The organism is Alkalibacterium putridalgicola (assembly GCF_900109825.1).
Classification (GTDB): Bacteria; Bacillota; Bacilli; order Lactobacillales; family Carnobacteriaceae_A; genus Alkalibacterium; species Alkalibacterium putridalgicola.
Genome location: NZ_FOBL01000001.1, coordinates 136,879 through 161,895, shown reverse-complemented (window position 1 = coordinate 161,895; position 25,017 = coordinate 136,879). Strand labels below are relative to the sequence as shown.

General features: G+C 41.6%; 23 protein-coding genes, 1 riboswitch and 1 other annotated feature. Of the genes, 21 read left to right on the top strand and 2 right to left on the bottom strand.

Annotated elements, in window-relative coordinates; genetic code table 11:
- Nucleotides 1–9: 9 nt before the first annotated feature.
- The 14 genes from typA to BMX84_RS00690 all read left to right on the top strand — a co-directional run bounded on the left by typA (nt 10) and on the right by BMX84_RS00690 (nt 15,114).
- Nucleotides 10–1,839, top strand: a complete 1,830-nt coding sequence (gene typA / locus BMX84_RS00755) for a translational GTPase TypA (protein WP_091486028.1) — start codon at nt 10–12, stop codon at nt 1,837–1,839.
- 114 nt (nt 1,840–1,953) lie between these two features.
- Entirely contained in the window at nt 1,954–2,220 is a 267-nt protein-coding gene (locus BMX84_RS00750; RefSeq protein ID WP_091486025.1) for a DUF1507 family protein, read from the top strand.
- Nucleotides 2,221–2,301: 81 nt separating this feature from the next.
- On the top strand, nt 2,302–2,610 hold the full coding sequence (locus BMX84_RS00745) for a YlbG family protein (RefSeq protein WP_177165408.1): 309 nt from the start codon (nt 2,302–2,304) through the stop codon (nt 2,608–2,610).
- A 19-nt stretch (nt 2,611–2,629) separates the two neighbouring features.
- Nucleotides 2,630–3,190: a 16S rRNA (guanine(966)-N(2))-methyltransferase RsmD gene (rsmD, locus tag BMX84_RS00740; RefSeq protein WP_091486020.1), complete on the top strand. Its 561-nt coding sequence runs from the start codon at nt 2,630–2,632 to the stop codon at nt 3,188–3,190.
- Nucleotides 3,187–3,687 carry a pantetheine-phosphate adenylyltransferase gene (gene coaD / locus BMX84_RS00735; RefSeq protein WP_091486017.1) on the top strand — a complete coding sequence of 167 codons (501 nt, stop codon included), beginning with the start codon at nt 3,187–3,189 and terminating at the stop codon, nt 3,685–3,687. Before rsmD ends, coaD begins: the two co-directional genes overlap by 4 nt.
- A complete protein-coding gene (locus BMX84_RS00730; RefSeq protein ID WP_091486015.1) occupies nt 3,684–4,718 on the top strand; it encodes a SepM family pheromone-processing serine protease in 1,035 nt (344 codons plus the stop codon). Before coaD ends, BMX84_RS00730 begins: the two co-directional genes overlap by 4 nt.
- Nucleotides 4,719–4,947: 229 nt before the next feature.
- On the top strand, nt 4,948–5,604 hold the full coding sequence (locus BMX84_RS00725; RefSeq protein WP_091486012.1) for a helix-hairpin-helix domain-containing protein: 657 nt from the start codon (nt 4,948–4,950) through the stop codon (nt 5,602–5,604).
- A gap of 118 nt (nt 5,605–5,722) precedes the next feature.
- Nucleotides 5,723–8,080, top strand: a complete 2,358-nt coding sequence (locus BMX84_RS00720) for a DNA internalization-related competence protein ComEC/Rec2 (protein ID WP_091486011.1) — start codon at nt 5,723–5,725, stop codon at nt 8,078–8,080.
- A gap of 1 nt (nt 8,081) precedes the next feature.
- Nucleotides 8,082–9,113 (top strand): DNA polymerase III subunit delta, encoded by a 1,032-nt coding sequence (gene holA, locus BMX84_RS00715; RefSeq protein ID WP_091486008.1) that lies wholly within the window; start codon nt 8,082–8,084, stop codon nt 9,111–9,113.
- A 157-nt stretch (nt 9,114–9,270) separates the two neighbouring features.
- Nucleotides 9,271–9,525, top strand: a complete 255-nt coding sequence (gene rpsT / locus BMX84_RS00710) for a 30S ribosomal protein S20 (protein WP_091486005.1) — start codon at nt 9,271–9,273, stop codon at nt 9,523–9,525.
- 92 nt (nt 9,526–9,617) lie between these two features.
- Nucleotides 9,618–11,606, top strand: coding sequence for an excinuclease ABC subunit UvrB (uvrB, locus tag BMX84_RS00705; RefSeq protein ID WP_091486003.1), 1,989 nt, complete (start codon nt 9,618–9,620; stop codon nt 11,604–11,606).
- 165 nt (nt 11,607–11,771) lie between these two features.
- Nucleotides 11,772–12,041, top strand: coding sequence for a 30S ribosomal protein S15 (gene rpsO, locus BMX84_RS00700; RefSeq protein WP_091486000.1), 270 nt, complete (start codon nt 11,772–11,774; stop codon nt 12,039–12,041).
- Nucleotides 12,042–12,257: 216 nt separating this feature from the next.
- Nucleotides 12,258–14,378 carry a polyribonucleotide nucleotidyltransferase gene (gene pnp / locus BMX84_RS00695; RefSeq protein WP_091485998.1) on the top strand — a complete coding sequence of 707 codons (2,121 nt, stop codon included), beginning with the start codon at nt 12,258–12,260 and terminating at the stop codon, nt 14,376–14,378.
- A 145-nt stretch (nt 14,379–14,523) separates the two neighbouring features.
- On the top strand, nt 14,524–15,114 hold the full coding sequence (locus tag BMX84_RS00690; RefSeq protein ID WP_177165407.1) for a TraX family protein: 591 nt from the start codon (nt 14,524–14,526) through the stop codon (nt 15,112–15,114).
- A gap of 50 nt (nt 15,115–15,164) precedes the next feature.
- Here BMX84_RS00690 and BMX84_RS00685 read toward each other — a convergent pair whose 3' ends face one another.
- Nucleotides 15,165–16,145, bottom strand: coding sequence for a biotin--[acetyl-CoA-carboxylase] ligase (locus BMX84_RS00685; RefSeq protein WP_091485993.1), 981 nt, complete (start codon nt 16,143–16,145; stop codon nt 15,165–15,167).
- Between the two features lie 307 nt (nt 16,146–16,452).
- Between BMX84_RS00685 and BMX84_RS00680 the strand changes: the two genes are divergently transcribed.
- From BMX84_RS00680 to cls, 3 genes are all read left to right on the top strand, one after another.
- Nucleotides 16,453–18,135, top strand: coding sequence for a ribonuclease J (locus BMX84_RS00680; RefSeq protein ID WP_091485991.1), 1,683 nt, complete (start codon nt 16,453–16,455; stop codon nt 18,133–18,135).
- 16 nt (nt 18,136–18,151) lie between these two features.
- Nucleotides 18,152–18,258, top strand: a riboswitch (TPP riboswitch).
- A gap of 79 nt (nt 18,259–18,337) precedes the next feature.
- Nucleotides 18,338–18,901 carry an energy-coupled thiamine transporter ThiT gene (gene thiT, locus BMX84_RS00675; protein ID WP_091485988.1) on the top strand — a complete coding sequence of 188 codons (564 nt, stop codon included), beginning with the start codon at nt 18,338–18,340 and terminating at the stop codon, nt 18,899–18,901.
- Nucleotides 18,902–18,989: 88 nt separating this feature from the next.
- Nucleotides 18,990–20,444: a cardiolipin synthase gene (gene cls / locus BMX84_RS00670; protein ID WP_091485985.1), complete on the top strand. Its 1,455-nt coding sequence runs from the start codon at nt 18,990–18,992 to the stop codon at nt 20,442–20,444.
- A 165-nt stretch (nt 20,445–20,609) separates the two neighbouring features.
- Here cls and BMX84_RS00665 read toward each other — a convergent pair whose 3' ends face one another.
- Nucleotides 20,610–20,939 carry a hypothetical protein gene (locus BMX84_RS00665; RefSeq protein ID WP_091485982.1) on the bottom strand — a complete coding sequence of 110 codons (330 nt, stop codon included), beginning with the start codon at nt 20,937–20,939 and terminating at the stop codon, nt 20,610–20,612.
- 150 nt (nt 20,940–21,089) lie between these two features.
- Between BMX84_RS00665 and BMX84_RS00660 the strand changes: the two genes are divergently transcribed.
- The 4 genes from BMX84_RS00660 (at nt 21,090) to BMX84_RS00645 (ending at nt 24,929) form a co-directional block, all read left to right on the top strand.
- On the top strand, nt 21,090–21,962 hold the full coding sequence (locus BMX84_RS00660; RefSeq protein ID WP_091485979.1) for a DegV family protein: 873 nt from the start codon (nt 21,090–21,092) through the stop codon (nt 21,960–21,962).
- 115 nt (nt 21,963–22,077) lie between these two features.
- Nucleotides 22,078–22,124 (top strand) — a sequence feature (sodium ion sensor (DUF1646 type); this cis-regulatory element may regulate processes involved in with the transportation of sodium ions).
- A gap of 41 nt (nt 22,125–22,165) precedes the next feature.
- Nucleotides 22,166–22,492, top strand: coding sequence for a hypothetical protein (locus tag BMX84_RS00655; RefSeq protein ID WP_091485976.1), 327 nt, complete (start codon nt 22,166–22,168; stop codon nt 22,490–22,492).
- Nucleotides 22,479–24,452 carry a V-type ATP synthase subunit I gene (locus BMX84_RS00650; protein ID WP_091485973.1) on the top strand — a complete coding sequence of 658 codons (1,974 nt, stop codon included), beginning with the start codon at nt 22,479–22,481 and terminating at the stop codon, nt 24,450–24,452. The genes BMX84_RS00655 and BMX84_RS00650 overlap by 14 nt, the downstream gene beginning before the upstream one ends.
- Nucleotides 24,453–24,929, top strand: coding sequence for a V-type ATP synthase subunit K (locus tag BMX84_RS00645; protein WP_177165417.1), 477 nt, complete (start codon nt 24,453–24,455; stop codon nt 24,927–24,929).
- The last annotated feature ends 88 nt before the right edge of the window (nt 24,930–25,017 follow it).

Below are 25,017 nucleotides of genomic sequence, written 5' to 3'. Positions count from 1 at the left end.
AGGAATATTATGAAAAAAAGAGATGATATAAGAAATATTGCAATAATAGCTCACGTTGACCATGGTAAAACGACGCTGGTTGACGAGTTGCTGAAACAGTCTGATACGTTGGATGCTCATGGTGAATTAAGTGAAAGAGCCATGGATAATAATGATCTGGAAAAAGAACGTGGCATCACGATACTGGCTAAAAATACAGCTGTTAAATATAAGGACCACAACATCAACATTCTGGACACACCAGGACATGCCGACTTCGGTGGAGAAGTGGAACGTATCATGAAAATGGTCGACGGTGTTATTCTTGTCGTAGATGCTTACGAAGGAACGATGCCTCAGACACGTTTTGTTCTAAAAAAAGCGCTGGAAATGAAATTGAGACCGATTGTTGTTGTTAACAAAATTGATAAAGATACTGCTCGACCAGCAGAAGTCGTTGACGAAGTTGTAGACCTGCTTATTGAGTTAGACGCAGATGAAGATCAGCTGGAATTCCCGGTTGTTTACGCTTCTGCAATCAATGGGACAAGCAGCCTTTCAGACGACCCGGCAGATCAGCAGGACACGATGGAGCCTATCTTTGAAAGTATTTTAAAAGAAATTCCTGCCCCTGTGGATAACAGTGACGAACCTTTACAATTCCAAGTATCATTGCTTGACTATAATGACTACGTTGGAAGAATAGGTATCGGTCGTGTATTCAGAGGGAAAATAAAAGTTGGAGACAACGTTACGTTAAGTAAACTGGACGGGTCAACCAAGAATTTCCGTGTAACAAAACTGTTTGGTTTCTTTGGACTCGATCGTGTAGAAATCGAAGAAGCTAAAGCCGGAGATTTAATTGCTGTTTCAGGATTTGAAGACATTTTCGTTGGAGAAACAGTGACACCTGCAGACCATGTAGATCCGTTGCCTATTCTTCACATCGATGAGCCAACGTTACAAATGACTTTCTTAGTGAATAACTCACCGTTTGCAGGCCGAGAAGGTAAATGGGTAACATCAAGAAAGATCGAAGAACGTCTAATGATGCAGCTGCAGACCGATGTATCACTTCGTGTAGAACAAACTGAATCTCCTGATGCGTGGATCGTTTCTGGACGAGGTGAGTTACACTTATCTATCCTGATCGAGAATCTGCGTCGTGAAGGCTTTGAGTTACAGGTATCCAAGCCTGAAGTTATCGTTAAGGAAATTGATGGTGTAAAATGTGAACCATTTGAACGTGTACAAATCGACACACCCGAAGAGTACATGGGTTCAGTTATTGAGAACTTGAGCCAGCGTAAAGGTGAAATGCAGGACATGATCCATACTGGAAATGGACAGGTTCGTTTGATATTCCTGGCGCCTGCTCGTGGTTTGATCGGTTTCACAAATGATTTCTTATCTCTGACTCGTGGCTATGGTATCATGAACCACACCTTTGATCAGTATTTACCGTTGGCACAAGGTAAGACTGGTGAACGTCGTTATGGTGCGTTGGTTTCTATGGAAAACGGTGCAGCAACGACCTATAGTATTATGAATCTGGAAGACCGTGGAGTCATCTTCGTAGAACCTGGTACAGAAGTTTATGAAGGGATGATCGTCGGGCAGCATAACAGAGATACAGATATAGCTGTTAACGTCACTAAAGAAAAACAGAAGACGAATGTCCGTTCTGCAAATAAAGATCAGACTAATGTTATCAAACGTCCGCGCATCATGACACTTGAAGAATCTTTGGAATTCTTAGCTGATGACGAATATTGCGAAGTTACACCTGAATCTATCCGATTAAGAAAGAAAATCTTGAATAAAAACGAACGTGAGAAAGCAGCGAAACGTTCACTGTAAGCTATTGAATTTGAACTGAATCTCATCTCATTTCTTTTATATTTTCAACTCAGTACAGTTATGATATACTTGTAAAAAGAAAGCGATGGAAATAGTTTGAGGAAGGATAGACTTATGGATCAATTACAGATTGCTCTTGCTAAAGACGTTTTAAATGAAGACGCTAGAAAAATAGCTTCTTTGATCGAAAACCAGCAGCATTTGTGTGTTGCTTGCCCTGCTTTTGAAGAAGTCATTGATACCCAAATGTTTGGTTTTTCAAAAAAAGTGGAGTTTGCGATCGCTATGGGCATGATGGATGAAGAAGAAGGACATTTAATGTTGAGTTCTTTAGAAAAACATTTAAATGATTTATACACAGACGCTTTTAATTCCAACTAAAAAGAGTGAAACAGATTAAAAGTCCCTCTCGTGTGGAGGGACTTTTTGTTATAATGAAAAAAACAGAAGAAGGTGAAAAACTTGGAACAGGAAAAAAGCACCAGAGCCGGATTAGTTGTCTGGCTGTATACCACAAAATATGTAAACAAGTTAAAGCGTTATGGTCTTGTCCATTATGTGTCGAAAAGTATGAACTATGCAATCATTTATGTGAACCGGGAGGATATGGAAGCAACCGCCGGCACGATCGCAAAACAGCATTTCGTGAGAAAGGTTGAAGAGTCTTATCGATGTGACCTGCCAAATACTTTTGACGGCATCTTGGATGAAGTTGCAGCATTATCAGAAAAAGAAGATGAAGATAATATGTTGGGCAGTATGTTTAAATAATAGTGAAGGGTGATCGTGCATGAGAATTATATCAGGAGAATTCGGGGGTAGAAGACTCAAAGCTGTTCCCGGTCAGAGTACCCGTCCTACTACAGATAAAGTGAAAGAATCCTTATTCCACATGATCGGTCCGTATTTTGACGGCGGTCATGCTCTGGATCTTTATTCGGGAAGCGGGGCTCTTGGGATCGAAGCGGTATCGAGAGGTATGAAGAAAGCGTATCTAGTCGATCACAGCCACCAGTCAATAAAGACGATCAATGAGAATGTCAAGATAACGAAAGAGCAGGAAAAATTTATTGTCTGGAAGAAAAAGGATACTCAGGCTCTGGAAAATCTTAGACAGCTTGGGGAATCTTTCGATCTGGTGCTGCTTGATCCTCCTTATGGCAGACAAGAGCTGGAACAGGTAGTGAAACAGATTCTTGACTACCAGTTAGTGAATGATCGTGCTGTCATAGTGTGTGAAACAGATAAAGACGTGTCGCTGGACTTCGATGCCCCAACTCTGAGATTTATAAAAGATAAGATATATGGTACCACGCGCATTTCTCTGTATGAAAAGGTGGCCGCCGAATGAAAAGAGCCCTGTATGTAGGAAGCTTTGATCCGTTGACGTATGGTCATTTGAATATTATGGAAAGAGCAGCAGACCTGGTGGATGAGCTGATCGTCGTGGTAAGTGCGAGTACGGCAAAAAACTATTTGTTTTCTGAAGAAGAACGGCTCTCAATGGTTAAAGACAGTTTGCTGGACAGGAATATTGAAAACTGTCAGATCATTGCCCATGATGGATTGACCGTTAAACTGGCAAGAGAAAAAAATGCCAGACTGCTGATTCGAGGTATCCGATCCGTAAAGGATTTTGAATATGAACGGGATATAGCCGATCTGAATTCTCTCATGGATGAGGGTATCGAGACCCTTTGTCTGATTTCTGATGCAAAGTACCAGTCCATCAGTTCGACCATGGTGAAAGAAATCGCCTTTTACGGAGGCGATGTACACCAACTTGTGCCCAGCGGTGTAGAGGATAGATTGAAGAAAGCAATGATGAAGGTGGATAAAAACAAGTGAATAAGAAACGATTTATTTTAAAAACATTTCTTCTGGGACTGGCCGTTTATCTTTTATTTTTTCTGCCTATTCCATATTTTATCGAAAGACCCGGAAGTGCTGTGGTCATTAACGATAAAGTAGAGGTAGATGGACAAACAGATGGCTCAGACAGTCAGTATATGCTGACGACCATTGAGGTTTTCAGAGCTACGCCGTTTTCTTCGCTCTTTCAGTTTTTACCCTATCATTCCGGAGTTAGCGAAGCAGATATGCTTGGCAGTTATGATGATTATGATGATTATCGTATGCTACAGCAGTATTACATGGATTATTCCATTGACACAGCTAAAGCCGCAGCATTTAATGCAGCTGAGTTACCTTATGATATAGAATATGAAGGAGTTTATGTGATGTCGGTGTCTCCGGAATCCAACTTCTATGATGAGCTGGAGATGGGGGACAGTATTTCTGAAATCAATGGAGAATCTTTTGAGAACACAGACGGGTTCATCGAGTATATCAGCCAGCAGTCTGTGGGAGATGAAGTTACCCTCACTGTTGTCAGAAGCGGAGAGACGACCCAAGTGAGTGGCGAACTGATTTTGATCGAGGAAACTGGTAATCCGGGTATCGGCATTACGCTGGTGACGCAATCTTCAGTTACGACATCTCCAGAGGTTTCAATAGATGCTGGGAATATCGGTGGCCCCTCAGCTGGACTGATGTTCTCGCTGCAAATTTATAAAATGCTTGTTGAAGACTTTGACAGCGATCTGGTAGTTGCCGGAACGGGCACTATTGCTGAAAATGGTGATGTTGGCCGCATAGGAGGAATTGACAAGAAAGTTGTAGCTGCACATGAAGAAGGAGCTGCCGTTTTCTTTGCTCCGGATGATGAAATCGACAGTCAGGTACTGGAAGAGTATCCTGATCTGCAATCGAATTATGAAACGGCACTCGAAGCAGCAGAAGACATTAACACAGATATGGAGATCGTACCTGTTGACCACATCAGTGATGCTATTGAATATCTAAATAATATCGATTAAATAATAATACGAAGAGGTAGGGACTAATATCCTTGCCTCTTCGTTTTTTTCTAAGATCTGTATACTTTAAGTAGCCAGTCTAGCGTTCATGTATCAATATAATCAGAGCATTCCTAAGTCATTATTTAATGACGCAATAAAATTGTATTTTGATCAGAGTTTTAAAGTGAGTTTTTATTTTTTTGGATAATATAATAGGTGAGGAGTTGAAGGAGGGGTTCGACAAGACATGAAGCAAATCAGATACGTTAAGGAAATAAGTATAGGCATTCTCGTTATCGGGATACTTTTAATTGGTTATTTCGGGGTGTTATCAGATTCTGATGAGGGTGATGAAACGGCAGATACTGTCTTATTGGAGTCGTTGATGGAAAATCCTTCTCAGATGCCTGAGGAAGAGGAGAAAGAAGAAAATGAAGAGCTCCTGCATCAGGAGGGGAAATCACAGGAAACAGTGACTGTAGTCGTTGATGTGAAAGGGGCTGTAAAGTATCCGGGGGTTTTTTCTCTCAATGCAGAACAGCGCGTGATCGATGCAGTAGAGGCGGCAGGTGGTCTGACAGAAGAAGCCGATTCTAAGACTATTAATTTTGCACAGCTACTGGTAGATGAAATGTATGTCTATATACCGGCAACGGGCGAGGAAACGACACAGTTGTCCGGCATGTCTGAAAATCATCTGACAAAAGAAACTATTATTGATATCAATTCAGCAGATGAAACAGAGATGCTTCAGTTGGATGGCATTGGTCCGAGTAAAGCGGCGGAAATCATTAAGTATAGAGAGACGAACGGTCCATTTAAGTCAAGAGAAGAACTGGTGAACGTGTCCGGTATAGGAGAAAAAACGTTTGAACGAATAAAAGAAATGATAAAAGCTGATTAAATAGCATGCTGTTGAAATATTTTTCAAGACGGGTGGTTTAAATTATGAATAGAGGAAAAGGCAGCAGTATAAAAATACAGGTATCTACAAATATCAGTAAAAGAAATAAGACATCTAGATGTTTACAGGAAAACTGATTTTTATCGCGTTGTCACTCTTGTCTGTCGCGGCAGGTATAAGCAGTGGATATACTCTGCCAGTGCTGATAGTGACAGCTTTTATCTGGCTGAGAGTGCTCATCCAAAAGAACGGTGTCCTCCTTATCGTCTCCATTTTAGTGACGCTATTATTCAGTGTGAGATTTGCTTATTTCTATCCGACTGGCTCTTCCATAACTCTGTCTGAGAATGAATGGGTAAGTGTGGCTGTGAAAGAAACCAGCTGGAAAGTTGACGGAGATAAGTTGGAATTTGAAGGTCTGATTCAGCAGGACAGTGTCCGTGAAAAAGTCAAAGTAATCTATTACATTAAGAGCGAAGGTGAAAAGCATCGACTGGCTGCATCGATTCCTAAAAGTGCCGCCATTAAAGGTATTCTGTCGATACCTGAGGAACCTTCTAACTTTAACCAGTTTAATTATGGGACGTATCTGAAAAGTAAAAAAATCTTTAATATACTAAAAGCTTCCGAACTTGCTGTTTGGGAACACGAACAGGAAAAACCAAGGGATGTGTATGTATTCGATTCCTTTAGACAAGAGATACTATCGCACATTGATCGTACATTGACACCGAAGACGAGCGCTTATACCAAGACCCTCTTGTTTGCTGATAAACGTTCATTCTCGAGCGATGTCATGGATTCCTTTAAAGAATTAGGAATCGTGCATCTGCTGAGTATTTCCGGGCTCCATGTCGTTTTTCTGATCGATTTGATACGGCTTTCGCTTTTGAGGATGAGAATAAGCAAGGAGGCCACGGCTTCAAGTCTTATACTGATCCTGCCGCTTTATGGCATAGCGACAGGCTTTGGGGTGAGTGTCTTCAGAGCTGTAGGCCAGGCCTGGCTAAAACTGTTAGGGGACAAACTGAATCTGACGGTGACAGCACTAGACAGCTGGTCTATGATGCTGATCCTGACTCTTTTCATTCAGCCATACAGTCTGTATATGATCGGTTTTCAATTAAGCTATCTTATAAGTTTTATGATTATTGTACTGGCACATCAGCCTTTTTTTAAACAAGGGACTAAAGTGGAGACATATGTGACTATGAATCTTCTGCTGCTTGTCTCCTCCATCCCCGTATTAAGTTATCATTTTTATGAGTTTTCCTGGGGTGTCCTTGTTTTGAACAGTCTGTTCATTCCTTTGGTGGGCAGTCTGCTGTTGCCGCTGCTGATAGTCAGTCTCTTGCTCTCGTTACTGATCCCCAGTTCTTTAATCTTTGAAGGCATCCTATTTATGATAGATAAGCTGATAACTGCCATGGAAACCATTGTCAGTGAGACTGCATCGAGTCTGACTTTTACTTTCGTTACCGGGAGACTCTCACAGGCAGCCTATTTTCTGCTGGCTTTATTCATTTTAGTGTTACTCGTAATGATCGAAAAGAATAGACCGAAAAGATTTCTTCCTTTTCCCGTTATCGGCATAATCATATGTGTGCTTTCTGTCAGGTTTTCACCTTTAGGACAAGTTCTAATGATCGATGTGGGTCAGGGAGAAGCCATCCTGATAAAAGAACCCTGGGGGAGAGGGAATTATCTCATTGATACCGGCGGACAAGCAGAATTTCCGGTCGAAGAATGGCAAAATAGGGAAAAAATATTTAATGTGGGTGAAAATATCATCCTGCCTGTGCTAAAATCAGAAGGAGTACATAAACTGCAATCCATTATTATTACACATCCGGATATAGACCATTATGGAGCGATGATGGATATCATCAGCCATATGCGCACAGAACAAGTGGTTTCCGCTAAAACCACCTTTCTGGAGGAAAATTTTCAGAGTCAGTTTTCTTCTATCGTCAAATTTGGCACTGTAATCAAAGAAGCAGCTGAAGGCAGCGGCATCTATCTTCCGAAAAACACATTCGCCGTCCTGTCTAATGAAGAAATGACAACTGCTTCAAAAAATGACAGTTCATTGGTCCTGTACGGGTTGATCGGCAGAAAAACGTGGCTTTTTACGGGTGACTTGGAAGCTGAAGGTGAAAAAGTCCTGCTGGAAAAATATCCGAATATGACGGCTGATATTTTGAAAGTCGGCCATCACGGAAGTCAGACATCCTCCCACGATGGATTTATCAATCAGCTCAGGCCTGAAACAGCCTGGATTTCCGCCGGCAAGTCTAACAGATACGGGCACCCGCATGATAATGTAACTGAGAAGCTAAGAGATCGGGATATTAACATTTATCGGACAGACACTAATGGAGCAGTCAGATATAGATTCACAGACCAGTATCCATTAGTAATTATAGACAGTTACCTGTTTTCTTTTGAACAGAAAAGAGGACAAAGAGGAGAATGAGATGAAAACCGTATTAAAACAGATCGATAAAATAAAAAAAGGACAGCTGAAGCCTGTTTATGCTGTAATCGGCACTGAAAGAATGCTGATAGAAGAGGTGACGGCTTCTTTGACTGAGACGATCCGGGCCGGTCAGGAAGATGACATGAATATCATGCATTTTGATCTCACCGAGACCAGTATAGACGATGTGATATTTGAAGCCGAAAGTTTTCCTTTTTTCGGCGGGAAGAAACTTATCTTCGTTCATTCAAGCTATATCTTTACCGGAAAGAAAGTCTCAGCGGCTGTTAAACACACGCCGTCACTGGTGGAGAACTACTTGAATGATCCATCGGACTTCTCCATACTCGTTTTTATTGCTCCTTACGATAAGCTGGATAAACGAAAGAAAGTGACTAAAACCCTTTTGAAATCAGCCGAAGTCATCGATGTGACCCCGGCATCTGAGAAGGATACAGCTGACTATCTGAAAAGTTACTGCCAGAGCAGCGGATACAGTATGTCCAGAGAATCTTTTGAGCGGCTGCTGCAGTTGACAGATAGGAATCTGTCAAAAGCTAAAAATGAACTGGACAAGCTGATGGTATATCACATAGAAGACAAAGAAATCAGCATGGAGTCGATCGACAAACTGGTATCGAAATCGCTGGAGCAGAATATCTTTGAGCTGAATGAAAGGGTATTGAAGAAAAATGTCAAACAGTCAATAGAACTTTATCAGGATCTTCTCCATCAGAAAGAGGATCCAATAAAAATCCTTGCTTTAATGATCAGTCAGTTCAGATTACTGCTGCAGGTAAAGATTTTACGGAAAAAAGGATACCAGCAGGCTGATATAGCAGGTATACTAAAAATACACCCCTATCGTGTCAAGCTGGCATTGCAGACGGAGAAAAGATTCAAGCAGGAGATCCTGTCACAAGCGCATCGCTATCTGATTACTGCAGACTACGAAATCAAGAGCGGGAAAGTGAACGCAGAGATGCAGATCGAACTCTTTATATGGAAATTTTCCACAATGACGGAATAAACCTGAAATGAGCAAAAGTTTTCATTGAAAATATAAGTCATGTGATGTAAAATGGAGAATGTTGAACTAATCAACTCACATGGTCTAGATAGTGCTGTTTAGTTACAGTAACCATTTAATTCCAACTATATGTTTACTAAATAAGGAGTGTTTTACAATGCCAAATATGGATCAAGCAATCAAACGTCAAAGACAAGACGTGAAAAAAAGAGCAACTAACCAAAGTCAAGTCACATCTATGAGATCAGCTAAGAAAAAATTCTTAACAGCTGTTGATACTGATGCTGACAATGCAAAAGACTTATATGAAGATGCTGTTAAAGCAATCGATAAAGCTTCATCAAAAGGATTAATTCACGAAAACAAAGCTGCCCGTGATAAATCACGTTTAAGCAAAAAATTAGCTAAATAAGTATGAAAAGTATTCTCTAAAGACACTTAGTCTTCGGGAATACTTTTTTTATGATAAACTGATAGCGACTAGTTTATACAAGGAGTGTTAGAATGGCTGAACAGAGCTTTAATTTAAAATCGCTATATAAACCAAGCGGAGACCAGCCTGAAGCGATCAAGCAGCTGGTAAAGGGTATCAAGGATGATCAGAAAGAACAGGTACTTCTTGGCGCCACCGGAACAGGTAAAACGTTTACGATGTCCAATGTCATCCAGCAGGTCAATAAACCAACGCTGGTGATGGCTCATAATAAAACATTGGCGGGACAGCTGTATACAGAGTTCAAGGAATTTTTCCCCGACAATGCAGTGGAATATTTCGTCAGTTATTATGACTACTATCAGCCGGAAGCCTATGTACCTTCAACGGATACCTTTATTGAAAAAGATGCGAGCATCAATGATGAAATCGACAAGCTGCGGCACTCTGCCACCAGTTCTCTGCTCGAACGACGGGACGTTATCGTCGTTTCTTCAGTGTCCTGTATCTATGGGTTAGTTAATCCGAAAGATTACGAGGAACATGTCCTTTCATTACGATCAGGGATGGAGATCAGCAGAGAGGACTTATTGCGCCGACTGGTGGACATGCAGTTCGAACGCAATGATATCGATTTTCAGCGTGGTCGGTTCAGAGTGCGCGGGGATATTGTCGAGATATTCCTGGCCTCCAGGGAGAGCGAAGCGATACGTGTCGAGTTTTTCGGTGATGAGATCGACAGGATCAGGGAAGTGGATGTTCTGACAGGTGAAGTCAAAGCGGATCTTGCTCATGCAGCGATTTTCCCTGCGACTCACTTTGTATCAAACGATGAACAGACACGGTCTGCTATTGAATCGATCCAGGCTGAATTAAAGGACAGGCTTGAAGAACTTCATAAAGAAAACAAGCTTCTGGAAGCACAGCGGCTCGAACAGCGGACGAATTATGACATTGAAATGATGATGGAAATGGGCTACTGTTCCGGGATAGAAAACTATTCCAGACATCTCGACGGACGGAAGCCGGGAGAATCACCTTATACACTGCTGGACTTCTTTCCAGAAGACTCGCTTTTCATCATCGATGAATCCCATATGACCATGCCGCAGATACGGGGCATGTATAAAGGGGACAGAGCCCGTAAACAGCAGCTGATCGATCACGGATTCAGATTGCCGAGCGCACTCGATAATCGACCGCTGCGTCTGGAAGAGTTTGAAGAACGAGTACCACAGATCACTTATATTTCAGCTACGCCGGCCGAATACGAAATGAGCCGTTCGAGCCAGGTCGTGGAACAGATCATCCGTCCGACAGGCTTGCTGGATCCGATCGTTGAAGTCAGACCTATCAAGGGACAGATCGATGATATCATCGAAGAAATAAACAAGCGTATCGAGAAGAACGAGCGGGTGTTTATCACGACCCTGACCAAAAAAATGTCAGAAGACTTAACGGATTATCTGAAAGAAGTGGGGATAAAAGTCCAGTATCTGCACAGTGATGTCAAGACGCTGGAGCGGACACAGATCATCCGTGACCTTCGCGTAGGTAAATTTGATGTGCTGATCGGTATCAACTTGCTGCGAGAAGGGCTGGACGTGCCGGAAGTCTCGCTGGTCACGATTTTGGATGCTGATAAAGAAGGGTTCCTCAGAAGTTCACGTGCGCTGATACAGACCATGGGACGTGCCGCACGTAACGAGAATGGCCGGGTCATCATGTATGCGGATCATATCACTGATTCTATGCGCAATGCGATTGATGAAACAGAAAGGCGCCGTGCCATCCAGGAAGAATATAACGAAAAACACGGCATCACCCCGACGACCATCAAAAAAGAAGTACGGGATCTTATTAAGATCACGACTGCTGTGGATGAAGAGGAAAAAGATCTGTCGGAAGAAACGATCAAAAACTTATCCAGAAGAGAAAGAATGGAACTTATTGAAACGATCGAACTTGAGATGAAAGAGGCAGCCAAGGATCTTAACTTTGAGAAGGCCGCAGATTTAAGAGATGTCGTCATGGAACTGAAAACGAAATATATGAAGTAGAATCTGAACAGACTTCTGTATGTTTACCGGTGAAATCACTTGATTTTTCCTCAGGACTAGTGTACTCTTTAGAGTGTGCATGACGCACAGACCGTTACTTGGTTTGCCGCATCACCAGCGCCTACTCAGTAACAGGATTCACAATACGGAAAGAGGTGGAAAAAAATGGCAATTTCAAAAGAAAGAAAAAATGAAATCATTAATGAATATGCCCGTCACGAAGGAGACACTGGTTCTCCGGAAGTGCAGATCGCAGTTTTAACTGCTGATATTAATGAATTGAATGAACACGCAAAAACACACAAAAAAGATTTTCATTCAATGCGCGGACTAATGAAAAAAATTGGTCACCGTCGTAACCTGTTGGCTTATTTACGTAACAAAGACATCACGCGTTACCGTGAATTGATCCAAAGACTTGGTTTACGTCGTTAATTTATATCTTAAGCAGGGCTGCTTATTCATATAAGTGAAGTCATGTTTAATATTTATGATAAATACAAAGCGGGATTCTATGGAATCTCGCTTTATTTATAAAAAAGATCAGGATGCCTGTCATACTACTAACCAAACGTGATGAGTCTGAATCGTCAGAAAAATGACGTTTGTTTAGTAGATACGGCTTCCTGTCAAAATGAAGGAGAGAAATGAATGACTGAAAAAAAAGTTTTCACAACTGAACTCGGTGGACGTAAATTAACTGTTGAGATCGGCCAAATGGCAAAACAGGCTAACGGAGCCGTTCTCGTCCGCTATGAAGACACTGTGGTTTTAACTGCTGCAGTGGCAAGCAAGAAAGCCAGTACCCTGCCATTCTTCCCGCTGATGGTGAATTACGAAGAAAAAATGTATTCTGTCGGAAAGATACCTGGAGGATTCATAAAACGTGAAGGAAGACCATCTGAAAACGCCACATTGACTGCGCGTCTGATCGACAGACCGATCCGTCCAATGTTCGCCGAAGGTTTCCGTAACGAAGTGCAGGTCATGAATACTGTATTGTCTGTCAACCCGGACAATTCTCCTGAAATGACAGCAATGTTCGGTTCATCACTGGCATTATGCGTATCAGATATTCCGTTCAACGGTCCTATTGCCGGCGTTAATGTCGGACGTATCGATGGCGAATTCATCATCAACCCGTCAGAAGAGCAAATGAATGAATCAGATATCCAGCTGACTGTTGCCGGAACAAAAGATGCCATCAACATGGTGGAAAGTGGCGCGGATCAGGTTGCTGAAGAAGACATGCTGGAAGCTTTACTGTTCGGACACGAAGCAATCAAAGAATTGGTTGCCTTCCAGGAAGAAGTCGTTGCAGCTGCAGGGAAAGAAAAAATGGACGTAACATTGCTGCTTCCCGATCAGGAATTAAAAAATGAAATCGTCAATGAATATAATGACAAGATGAAAGAAGCGATCCAGACTTTTGACAAGCAGGAACGTGCTGAAAAAACAGAAGCGCTTAAAAATGTAATCGTTGAGAAGTACGAAAGCGAATATATGGATGCACCGGATTATGAAGCTGTCATCAAGGATGTCAAAGCGATCATCAATGGTATGGAAAAAGATGAAGTGCGTCGTCTGATCACTGAAGAAAATACACGTCCAGATGGTCGTAAAGTGGATGAAATCAGACCGCTTGATTCAGAAGTAACGATACTGCCGCGTGTCCATGGTTCAGGTCTGTTTACCAGAGGTCAGACTCAGGCATTGTCTGTCGCAACGCTTGCACCGCTGACAGAACATCAGCACATCGACGGATTAAGCAGCGAAGACAGCAAACATTTCATGCATCACTATAACTTCCCGAACTACTCTGTCGGAGAAACAGGTCCAGTCAGAGGACCGGGGCGTCGAGAAATCGGACATGGGGCTTTAGGAGAACGTGCCTTGCTGCCGATCATTCCTAACGAAGAAGATTTCCCATATACCATTCGTTTAGTAGCTGAGGTGCTTGAATCCAACGGATCATCATCTCAGGCAAGTATCTGTGCTGGTACGCTGGCACTGATGGATGCAGGTGTTCCGATCAAAGCACCAGTCGGCGGTATTGCCATGGGACTTGTGATGGAGGGAGATAATTACACTGTCTTGACCGACATTCAGGGACTGGAAGATCACCTGGGGGATATGGACTTTAAAGTAGCCGGTACCCGTCAGGGAATCACTGCCCTGCAGATGGATATCAAAATCGAAGGGATCACGAAAGAGATCCTTGAGGAAGCTTTAGTTCAAGCTAAAAAAGCAAGACTTGAGATCCTGGACAATCTTGAAGCAACGATCGACGCACCGCGTTCTGAGTTGAGTCAGTATGCGCCTAAGATCGAATCGATCAAGATCAAGCCGGCTCAAATCAAAGTGGTCATTGGTAAAGGTGGAGAAACCATCAATGGCATCATCGATGAAACAGGTGTTAAAATCGATATCGATGAAGAAGGCAATGTCTCGATCTACGGTCAAGATGCCGAAGCAATCAAACGTGCCATAACGATCATCGAAGAACTGACAGAAGAAGTCGAAGTCGGTAAAGTGTATTCCGGTACAGTTAAGCGTATCGAAAACTTTGGGGCATTTGTCGAAATCATCAAAGGTACAGATGGCTTGGTCCATGTATCTGAATTGTCAGACAAGTACATCAAAAATGTTTCGGATGTCATTTCTGTCGGTGACAAACTTGATGTTAAAGTAACAGAGATCGATAATCGCGGTCGAGTCAACTTATCACGTAAAGCTGTTCTGGCAGAACAAGAAGAAAAAGATAATAAATAATTTTCTACAGTAAGCAGAAAAAGCATGTCTCTCATTGAACGGGAGACATGCTTTTTGTTTTTCCGGTTCTTTTACTATAAAGTATTAAATAGAACAGATGGTACAGACAGTACGGGCAAAAAATGATACAAAAGGAGTAGAGAGTGTGGATAAAACGTTTAGTCACAAGTTGAATACAATAAAATGGGTAGGCATACTCACAATGACTATCGATCATATTGGGTATTTTTTACTTCCGAATCTGCTGCTATTACGTATTATCGGCCGCATCGCATTTCCTTGTTTTCTCTACAGTACGATAGAAGGAACGAGACGGACACATCACTATGGAAGCTATATATTTCGATTGATCCTGCTTGGGATCCTGTCCATGCCAATTACTCCAAATACTGTCAATGTGCTCTTCTTACTAGCTTTATTTTCTTTATCGTTGAGATTTAAAAAGTTTGCTTTGGTGTTCGCTTTGTTAAGTGTGTTTGCTGAGTACAGTATCTACGGGTTTTTGTTCGGATGGAGCATATACTGGCTGAAAGAACGCAGCTGGCTTCAGGGGACTGGCCTTGCAGCGCTGACACAACTGCTTGTAGGGGCATCGATCCAGCTCTTTTCTCTGTTTTCCCTTCCACTTTTAGTCATGGACAAAGGGTTGAAACTTCCTAAACTGCCTAGATACTTTTTTTATGTTTATTACCCGCTGCACCAGCTGGTTTTGATAATAATCGCTGCCAGTCTTTAAAAAAATGAAGAAATCCAGCTCAGCAAAGACTGTCTGCTGGTTTTCACATACTAAACATAGGTGTGTTCTCCACGAATGGAGAGATCAGAAGAGGTGATGACTTCTGTTTTATTTGTATCGTGATAGGTCACGACAAGCCCGCCTGTTGGATCGATCGTTCTGATAGACGCTTTTCTTTTTTGTTCTTTATCTATGATCCAATAATCTTTTCCGATCAGGACAGACTGCTCTCGGCAGATAGATAAGAAAGGTTCAGTATGCTGAGAACCCAGGAAAGCTACATAGAAATTTTCGAAATGTTTTAGAAAACGGGCTACCAGCTTATTGGGATCGGTCTCTCCAGCCTTTTCTTCTCTGATCGAGGTTGCCTTACTCTGCAGGTCTTCCGGTATGTCCATTTGATCCACGTTTGTATTGATCCCGATCCCAATAACGATACCGTTAAGAGAACGGCCGGAAAATTCAGTCTCTACTAAGACACCGGCTATTTTTTTGTTGTTCAGAATAATATCGTTCGGCCATTTGATTTGCACATCAGCCCATGCGTCCAGTGCTTTTACAAGTGAGGCAGCTGTCAGCTGGGTAAGCAGTGGAATCCTTTCAAAAGGAATATCCGATTTCAGGACGAGCGATAAGGAAATACTGGCACCCGCAGGAGATGTCCAGTTCCGGCCCAGTCGTCCTTTACCGGCAGTCTGTTCATGTGCCAGGATGATTTCCCCGTTTATCAGATCTGTCAGATTTTCTTTTGCGTAGCTGTTCGTTGAGTCCATCCTGGCGTGCAGCTGAACAGGTTTACCTATAAAATCAGTCTCCAGCTGCTTTAAAATGGCCGGAACGGAGAGCAGGGGATAAGCTAAATGAATGTCTTTACCTTGTGTGCTGATCGGATAATTTTGCTCCTGCAGCTCAGTAACAGACTGCACTACCCTTTCCTGGCTTGCCATGAGCTCACTGGCCAAGTTCTCAAATGTAAGTATCTGTGGATAGGCTAAGGTCAGCGCATCGATAATATCTTGTTTAAAAGTCATGTCTTTGGGTCTCCTTAATAATAATATCTATAAAAACAGATTCAGGATTTTCGGGTCTTGTATATATTCTATCAGAAGTGAAGGGGCATTTGGAGAGCGGAGGATAAGGGAGGCAGAGTTTCACTCACAGATGCTAACGAGATTTATCTGTATTGTAAGTAGTGAAGAACTGAAATAGCCTCGGAGTATGAAAATGACCCTATCTGTGCTATACTTTAAATACGAGTGTGAACGAACGGGCAATACATAGGTGAAAAAAACTATAAATAAAACAAGCTGAAAAAGCTTTTTAGAGGTGGAAAAAATAGTGAGTAATATAAAAATTATTCCTCTTGGAGGAGTAAGAGAAAATGGTAAAAACTTATACGTTGTGGAATCGGGAGAGGATATCTTTGTCCTTGACTGCGGTCTGATTTATCCGGAAGATGAACTTTTCGGTATCGATGCCGTTATTCCTGATTTTAGTTATTTAGAAGAGAATAAAGACAGAATAGCCGGTGTCTTTCTGACACATGGCCACGAAGATGCTATCGGAGCACTGCCTTATTTCCTTGATTTATTTGAAGTACCTGTATTCGGTTCAGAACTGACGATCGAACTGGCTAAATTATTTGTGAATGAATCGAGCCTGACCCCCTCATTTGATGACTATCACGTCATTGATGAGAAAACGGAAATCGATTTTAACGGTACGCTGGTCAAATTCTTCCGTACAACACATACTATTCCCGACTCTATGGGGATCGCTGTGCAGACTGAAGAAGGAAACATCGTCTACACCGGTAACTTTAAGTTTGATCAAAGTGCCCAGGATATGTACAGCAGCGATTTGTCTCAAATAGCCGATTTAGGTAAAGAAGGCGTCCTCGCACTGCTGAGTGATTCGGGAGAAGCAGAAAGCCCATATGAAAACGTTTCTGAGAAAAAGGTTCAGGAAGAAGTTCTGGATACATTCCAGAACACTGAAGGCAGGATCATTGTAGCGGCTGTAGCCAGTAACATTCTGCGTATCCAGCAGGTATTGAATGCGGCACATCGCTCCGATCGAAAAGTGTTTATAACCGGAAAGAATCTTGAAGCTATACTTGAAACAGCTATGAAGTTGAATAAACTGACACTGCCGGATGAAGACCTGATCGTACCGGTCGACCAGATCGGTAAATATGATGATGATCGGGTGCTGGTTCTTGAAACGGGAGCTGCAGGTGAACCGATCAAAACCCTCAATCGTATGGCCGCAGGCAGCCACCCTCAAGTCAACATTAAAGAGGGGGATCTGATTTTTATTGCGACAAGTCCTTCTATAGCAATGGAAGTGATGGTTGCAGAAACTGAAAACTTGATCTACCGTGCAGGAGCTACGGTGAAACAGATTTCAGATAATTTGAAAGCTTCTGGACATGCCACGCCAAATGATCTGCAGTTAATGATCAACCTGCTGAAACCGACCTATTTCATTCCTATCCAGGGTGAGTATAGAATGCTGGCTGCGCATGCCGATTTAGCTCATGAAACAGGTATTCCTTATCAGAACATCTTCATCTTGAGCAACGGGGACGTTGTAAGCTATTCTAAAAATAAAATGACTCAAAGTGGACAAGTATCTGCAGATAACACACTGATCGATGGTATCGGCATCGGGGATATCGGAAATATCGTCCTGCGTGACAGACGTCTGTTGTCTGAAGACGGGATCTTTGTTGCCGTAGTGACGATCGACCGCAAGAAACAGAAAATCGTCTCAAATCCGCATATTGTTACAAGAGGCTTCGTCTTTGTTAAGGAAAGTCAGGACTTGATAGACGAATCTTCTGACATTGTTAAAGACATCGTGAAGAAGAACCTCAAGCACAATGACTTCGACTGGGGTTCGATCAAACATGATATCCGTGAAGCATTGAATAGTCATTTATGGAAAAAAACAAAGAGACGTCCGATCATTCTTCCTGTTATCATGGAAGTCAATCAGAACAGACGCTTCAACAGATAAATTTAATTAAATAATCATACTGTACTAGGGGAGTCAATGATATTGACTGAGAGTGAACTGAAAGTTTAGACCCTTTGAACCTGTACGTTAATGCGTGCGCAGGAAGAGTACTTGATGTGAGAACTAAAGCTTCTGAGTTTCGAGCTCAGGTAAGCCTGAAATCTCCTCCTAGTTCAGTTATAGACTATGGAGGAGATTTTTTATGCAAAACAGAAAACTGCGTATTTATTTGGAAGGGACATTATTTGCCGCGATAGCGATGGTTTTATCATTTATTCCAACAGGTATCGGATCATCATTCAGTGTCTCTCTAGGAATGATTCCACTGACATTCTATGCGATCAGAAGAGGACTCGTACCGGGCCTGTATGCTGGTTTTCTTTGGGGGCTTCTGCATTTTGTCACTGGTTCAGTATACATGCTGAATATTTATCAGGTCATGATCGAATATACGCTGGCTTATGCCTTTGTTGGACTGGCCGGCTTCTACAGTAAAGACATACTGAAGAATATTTCTTTAAATAATCACAAAACTGTTCAATTTTACATTCTCGTCGCCGTCTTTTTCGGAGCTCTAGGACGCTATTTCTGGCATTTTATCGCCGGGTGGATCTTCTGGGGGGATTATGCTCTCTGGGGAATGAGTGCGGTATTGTTTTCACTCGTTATGAACGGTTTAAGTATGCTGGTGACCGGATTTGTGACTATGATCGTCATGCTGATACTTTATAGAAATTCACCTGTTATCTTTCATCCGAAAAAATAATGAGTCAGATATCCGTCTATATTTCTAGACAGAGAGTGCAGAGCTAATGTAAACTAAAAGAAATGAAGGTTTTTAGAAGGAGTCAAACATGGACATTATTTCTGCACTTTTTTGGATAACTATCCTATTAAATTCAGCCTTAGCCATATTTACCGTTTTTCGTGAAAAAGAAAGAGATATTGCAGCGATATGGGCCTGGCTGCTGGTGATCATCATGCTGCCAGGCTTTGGATTCGTCATTTACTTGTTTTTAGGGAGGAAAATATCAAAAGAAAAAATATTTGATATTCAATCTCAGGAACGTATCGGAATGGTCCAGTTAGTTGAGTCACAGAAAAAGTTGATAGAAACAGAAAATCTTGATGTCCCTGAGTCCAAGTATCAGGACAAGACCTTTGAACTTATCCAGTTATTTCTAAACGGGAATCAGGCAGTTCTGACAAAAGGAAATAAAGTGAAACTGATAAATGACGGCAATGATAAATTTGATCAGATGCTGGAAGATATCAGAAAAGCAAAAGATCATATCCATGTGACCTATTATATATTTCGGGGGGACTCGATAGGAAAGAAACTGCTTAAAGCACTGGAAGACCGTGCAAAGCAAGGTGTTAAAGTAAGGGTACTCTATGATCCTGTGGGTGCAAGAGTACTGGGTAAGCATTTTTTTGATGGTCTGCGTCAATATGGCGGTCAGGCGGAACCTTTTTTTGGCTCCCGCTTTTTTCTTATCAATTTAAGACTGAATTATAGAAACCACAGGAAAATCGTGGTGATTGACGGAAAAATTGCTTACACTGGTGGATTCAATGTCGGAGACGATTATCTTGGTTTGTATGAAGAGATGGGGTACTGGCGTGATACTCATTTAAGGATCGAGGGGAACGGCGTACTTTCTCTCCAGACACGCTTTTTGATGGACTGGAATGCATCGACAAAACAAAAAACGATCGAATATGACGAAAGTTATTTTCCATTTTCTGGATTAAAAGGTGATACAGATTTGCAGATCGTCTCAAGCGGACCGGACAACGAGATGCACGCCATTAAAAAAGGATTCATCAAAATGATCAGTATGGCCAAAGAATCTGTCTATATTCAAACGCCTTATTTCATACCTGATGAAGCATTGATGGAAACCCTTAAAGTGGCGATCCTGTCTGGGATCGATGTCAAGGTCATGCTTCCCAACAAGCCTGACCATCCTTTTATTTACCGAGCGACCTTGAGCTATGCTGCAGAACTGATCGATTATGGGGGGGAAGTTTACATCTATGACAATGGCTTTCTGCACTCCAAGACGATCGTCATAGATGAAGAAATCCTGTCAGTAGGCACAGCCAATTTTGATATCAGAAGTTTCAAACTGAATTTCGAAGTCAATGCCTTTATTTATGACAGGGTGCTGGCTCAAAGTCAGGTCCAGCTCTTTAAAAAAGATGCTGCGCAGTCGTTTTTACTTACCGAAGAAATCGTCGACGGCTACTCTACGTGGGAACTGTTCAAACAGCAGTTCAGCCGTTTGTTTTCTCCCATTCTATAAGGTGGCTTGAACTTTCAGACGGGGTAATGCGATCAAAAGAGACGATAAAGATCATTTTAAAGATAGTGATGACATTAAGGTCATCGTGTATAGAGAAGGATAAATATAAAAATGCTGGGAAAAGCGAACAAAGGGATACGACCTTTGTCAACTTTCTCCAGCATTTTATTTTCGTCTATATAATCGTCTGATATGCCTGATATCTCGAGCATTGATCAAGTAAGTAATAGATTGAAGCTCTGACTTGATAATGACTTGAGTCGTTTTTGGTGAAAAATAAGCGATGCCTGTAAATTCACTTATACTTTCTGACTGCGAAGTAGGATTGACCTGTATCGCGACAAGGAACCGATTTTTAACCGCTTGTTTTAAAAAAGTCGTGATCTGTTCTTTAGGCATCTGGGGCTGAACATTAGTAATGGATGGAAATAGCGAACCGTATCCCTTTTTCAAGTAATGAACGATGGACTGTCTGTTCTCGGCTAATCTGTTCATATTTATCCTCTCCCGAACATATGTTACCTATATTATATCTAACGAACATACATTCGTCAATGGAATTTATTTTATTTAGTGGATATTGTTTCTATTTATTGACGGAATAAGTATAATATAAAGTGTAGTGAAAAAGGGGTGATTAAAAATATGAACTACCAGATTATTACTGATTCTTGTAGTGATTTGCCTTTAGAGCTGGTCGAGAGATATAATCTGGCGATCGTCAATTTTACTATTAGAATCGGCGATGAAGAATTAGCAGATGACATGGGAGAAAAATTTGATAAAGAGGATTTTTTTCAACGTCTCAAAGAAGGAGAAACGGCCTCCACTTCTCAAGTCAACGTGCATTCATACTTAGAGAAATTCAAACATTATATTGAGCAGGGGATGCCGGTTCTTTACTTAGCTTTTTCTTCAGCTCTGTCAGGCTCATTCAACTCAGCCGTTCAGGCTAAAAGAATGCTCGAGGAAGAGTTTGGTGAAGTGGATATAGATATTATAGACACGAAAGCTGCCAGTCTTGGGCAAGGGCTGCTGGTTTATGAGGCGGTCCAGAAGCAGGAAGAAGGGTATACGAAAGAAGAACTCATTGACTGGGTGGAAGAAAATAAACTGAATTATCATTCCTGGGTGACAGTCGATGATATCAAACACCTGCATCGTGGTGGCAGAATCTCTTCCACGGCTGCTACAGTGGGTTCTCTGCTTCATGTCAAACCGATCCTTATTATGGATCCCGAAGGCAGACTTGTACCAGCTACTAAATTGAGAGGCAGGAAAAAATCCCTAAACTATCTTGTCGAACAGACGATCAAGGGCGTGAACGATCCTGAAAACCACTCGATTTTCATTGGCCATGTCGGTGTACAAGAGGAAGCTGAATTGATCAGGGATAAAATACTTGAAAGAGTCAGTCCAAAAGAAATGATAGTTTCCAGTTATGGTCCGACAGTAGCGGCACATACAGGCTTTGGTTCGATTGCTGTTTTCAGTTATGGGCACAGTCGAACAGACTGATTCCATAAATTAATACAATAAGCTTAACCCAACCCGGAAAACTAGTATACTAGTTGACAAGTCATATGTTGTATGGTATTATTCTAGAGTAGGACATAAATAATAATTTTTATACGGTTGGGCGTTAGCTTTCAAGGATAATTTCTTCTGGGGTGAGAAGAAGCTTGTTAGCTGCGCCCACTTTTTTTGAAAGGGGGAAGAAAATGAACCGGGAAGCTATAAATTATGTTAAAGAAGCTGAAGCGAGAGTAGAAGAGCTGCGTGCTAACGCTAAGGCGGAAATCAAGGAAATAAATGCAAAAAAAGAAGAGGAAATCTCACATCATCAGGCAATCACGAAACAGGAAGTGGAAGCCTACAAGGAAAAGAAACACGATGAAATGAGACAGGCCTTGGAAAAAGATGAGCAGGAAATGGAAGAAGCCGTTCAGGCTGAGACCGTTAAGTTCGATGTTGCTTATAAAGAAAAAAAAGATGTGTTAGCCAATCGAATAGCAGAGGAGGTATTGCGTCGATATGGCAATAGCTAAAATGAAAAAGTTGACATTATTAGCAGAACATGCTCATAAAGAGGATGTTTTAAAAAGAGTACAGGAGATGCAGAGTCTCGAAGTTACTTCACTTGCTGATAAAGACGATGAAGATTTACTAAAAGAGTTCATAAGAGAAACACCTGTTTCAAAAACCCAGGATCTACAGGGGAAACTTCAGGATATCGAGTATGCTATCGATTACCTGGATGACTACGTTATTCAGCCGGGCCTGATCGAAAAACTGAAATCTAAAAGAGACGTTTATACGCTCTCCGAATTGGAAACACATGTTGAGGCGGCGAACATAGATACATCACTCGATCTTGTGTCAGTTAAAGAACAGGAAATAAATACACTCGGCGAAGAGCTTAAAAGATTAAAACAAGAAGAACAGTTCCTGAGAAAATGGCGGGGACTTAATTTCATGCCGAATGAAGTCGACCGGTTCAACCTGATGCACATCATGATCGGTACGGTAGATATAGAGCATGCCGAGCCCCTTATCGATACATTGAAAGAAAATGGCAAGATATATTACGAGGAAGTATACAGACGCAGTGATGAAGTGGCGTATCTCTTTATTCTTCCTAAAGATGATGTGGAAACATTGACGGATAGTATCAGTCAGTACAGTTTTCAAGAACTAAACTATGACTACGAAATGCTGCCGGAAGATGCGCTGTACAGAAATCTGCTGGAACAGAAAGAAAAAAGAGAGACGCTGGCTGATCATAAAAAAGAAATGGAAGGCTGGAAGTCAGTTTATAAAGACTTGCAGTTAGCGGAAGAATACTATTACAATTTATCCGAAAGAAACAAAGCGAAGGATATCCTCGTCGATAGTCCTCACTTGTTCATGTTGACTGGATGGATAGAGGAAGAAAAAGTTGAGGAATTGAAGTCCAGCATCAACCTGGCAGTCGGTGAAAACGATGTTGTTATACTCACGGATGAAATTAAGATGGAAGAATACAGAGATGTACCTATTGTTCTTAAGAACAACAAATTAATTCAGCCGTTTGAAATGATCACTGAGATGTTCAGTTACCCACAATACAATGAAGTCGATCCTACTCCTTATATGTTCCCGTTCTTTCTGATTTTCTTTGGGATGATCGGTGCCGATCTGGGTTATGGTCTAATATTATGGGTTGCAACGTTTGGTGCTTTAAAATACTTTAACATTGAAGGGTCTACAAAAAGATTTCTCAAGTTCCTGTATATACTTTCGTATCCGACTATGGCTTTTGGATTATTTTTCGGAAGTTTCTTCGGGATAGAACTGCCCATACAAGTGCTTTCTCTTCAAGACGATGTAATTGAGATTATGATCATTTCCGTCGCCATCGGAATTTTCCAGTTGGTATTCGGCTTGATCATGAATGGTATCATCAAAGGGCGTCAAGGACAGAGAGCCTCAAGTTATATCGATGGGTATGCATGGGCTATGATGCTCGTAGGTGTCGTGCTCTATGTGCTGGGGTCAATGGTCTGGGATGTTTCTTTACTGTCTCAAATCGGTATTGGTCTGGCATTGCTCAATGTAGTCGGTATTCTAGTCGTTTCCACTATCTCAAGCAAGAACAAAGGACTTGGGTTTGGACTCGGTCTATATAACTTATATGGAGTCTCTGGCTATATCGGAGATATCGTAAGTTATACGCGATTAATGGCTCTTGGTGTAGCAAGTGCGAACATTGCTATGGCATTTAACCTGATCATCGGTTTCTTGCCACCGTTGATCAGATTCACTGTCGGTGTCGTACTGATCATTGCATTACAGGCTTTAAATATTGCACTGGCTTTCTTAAGTGCGTATGTTCATTCATCTAGGTTACAATATGTAGAATTTTTCGGTAAATTCTTTGAGGGTGGCGGCAAACCGTTGCTTCCTCTGAGAACACTTGAAAAACATATATGGTTAAAAAAAGAAGCTAATTATAAAATGGAGGAATAAATTATGGATTTTGTACAAACACTTTTCGGAGACAACATGGGTCAGGTATTTGCGGCGATAGGGATTGCAGTAGCAGTTATCTTTTCAGGAATCGGTTCATCACGCGGGGTTTCAACTGCCGGTGAAGCAGCAGCAGCTTTAACTAAAGAACAACCAGAATCATTTGGTCGTGCATTGGTACTACAAATGCTACCAGCAACACAAGGTCTTTACGGTTTCGTAATCGGGCTGTTGATCCTGCTTGAAATCACTCCTGACATGGCTGTATCTCAAGGATGGTATTTATTGATGGCTGGTCTTCCAGTTGGGATCACAAGTTTATCTTCTGGTGGTAACCAAGGACGCGTTTCTGCAGCTGCTATGCAGATCTTGGCTCAAAAACCAGAACATACAACTAAAGGGATCATCTACTCAGCGATGGTTGAGACTTACGCAATTCTAGGTTTCGTTATTTCCTTAGTAATGATTATCTTATAATACCAAAATAGAATCACTTCTTTAACAGAGTATAGTCCTTTTCAGGTCTATACTCTTCGTAAAAAAAGAACTACTAAGGAGGTTCAGT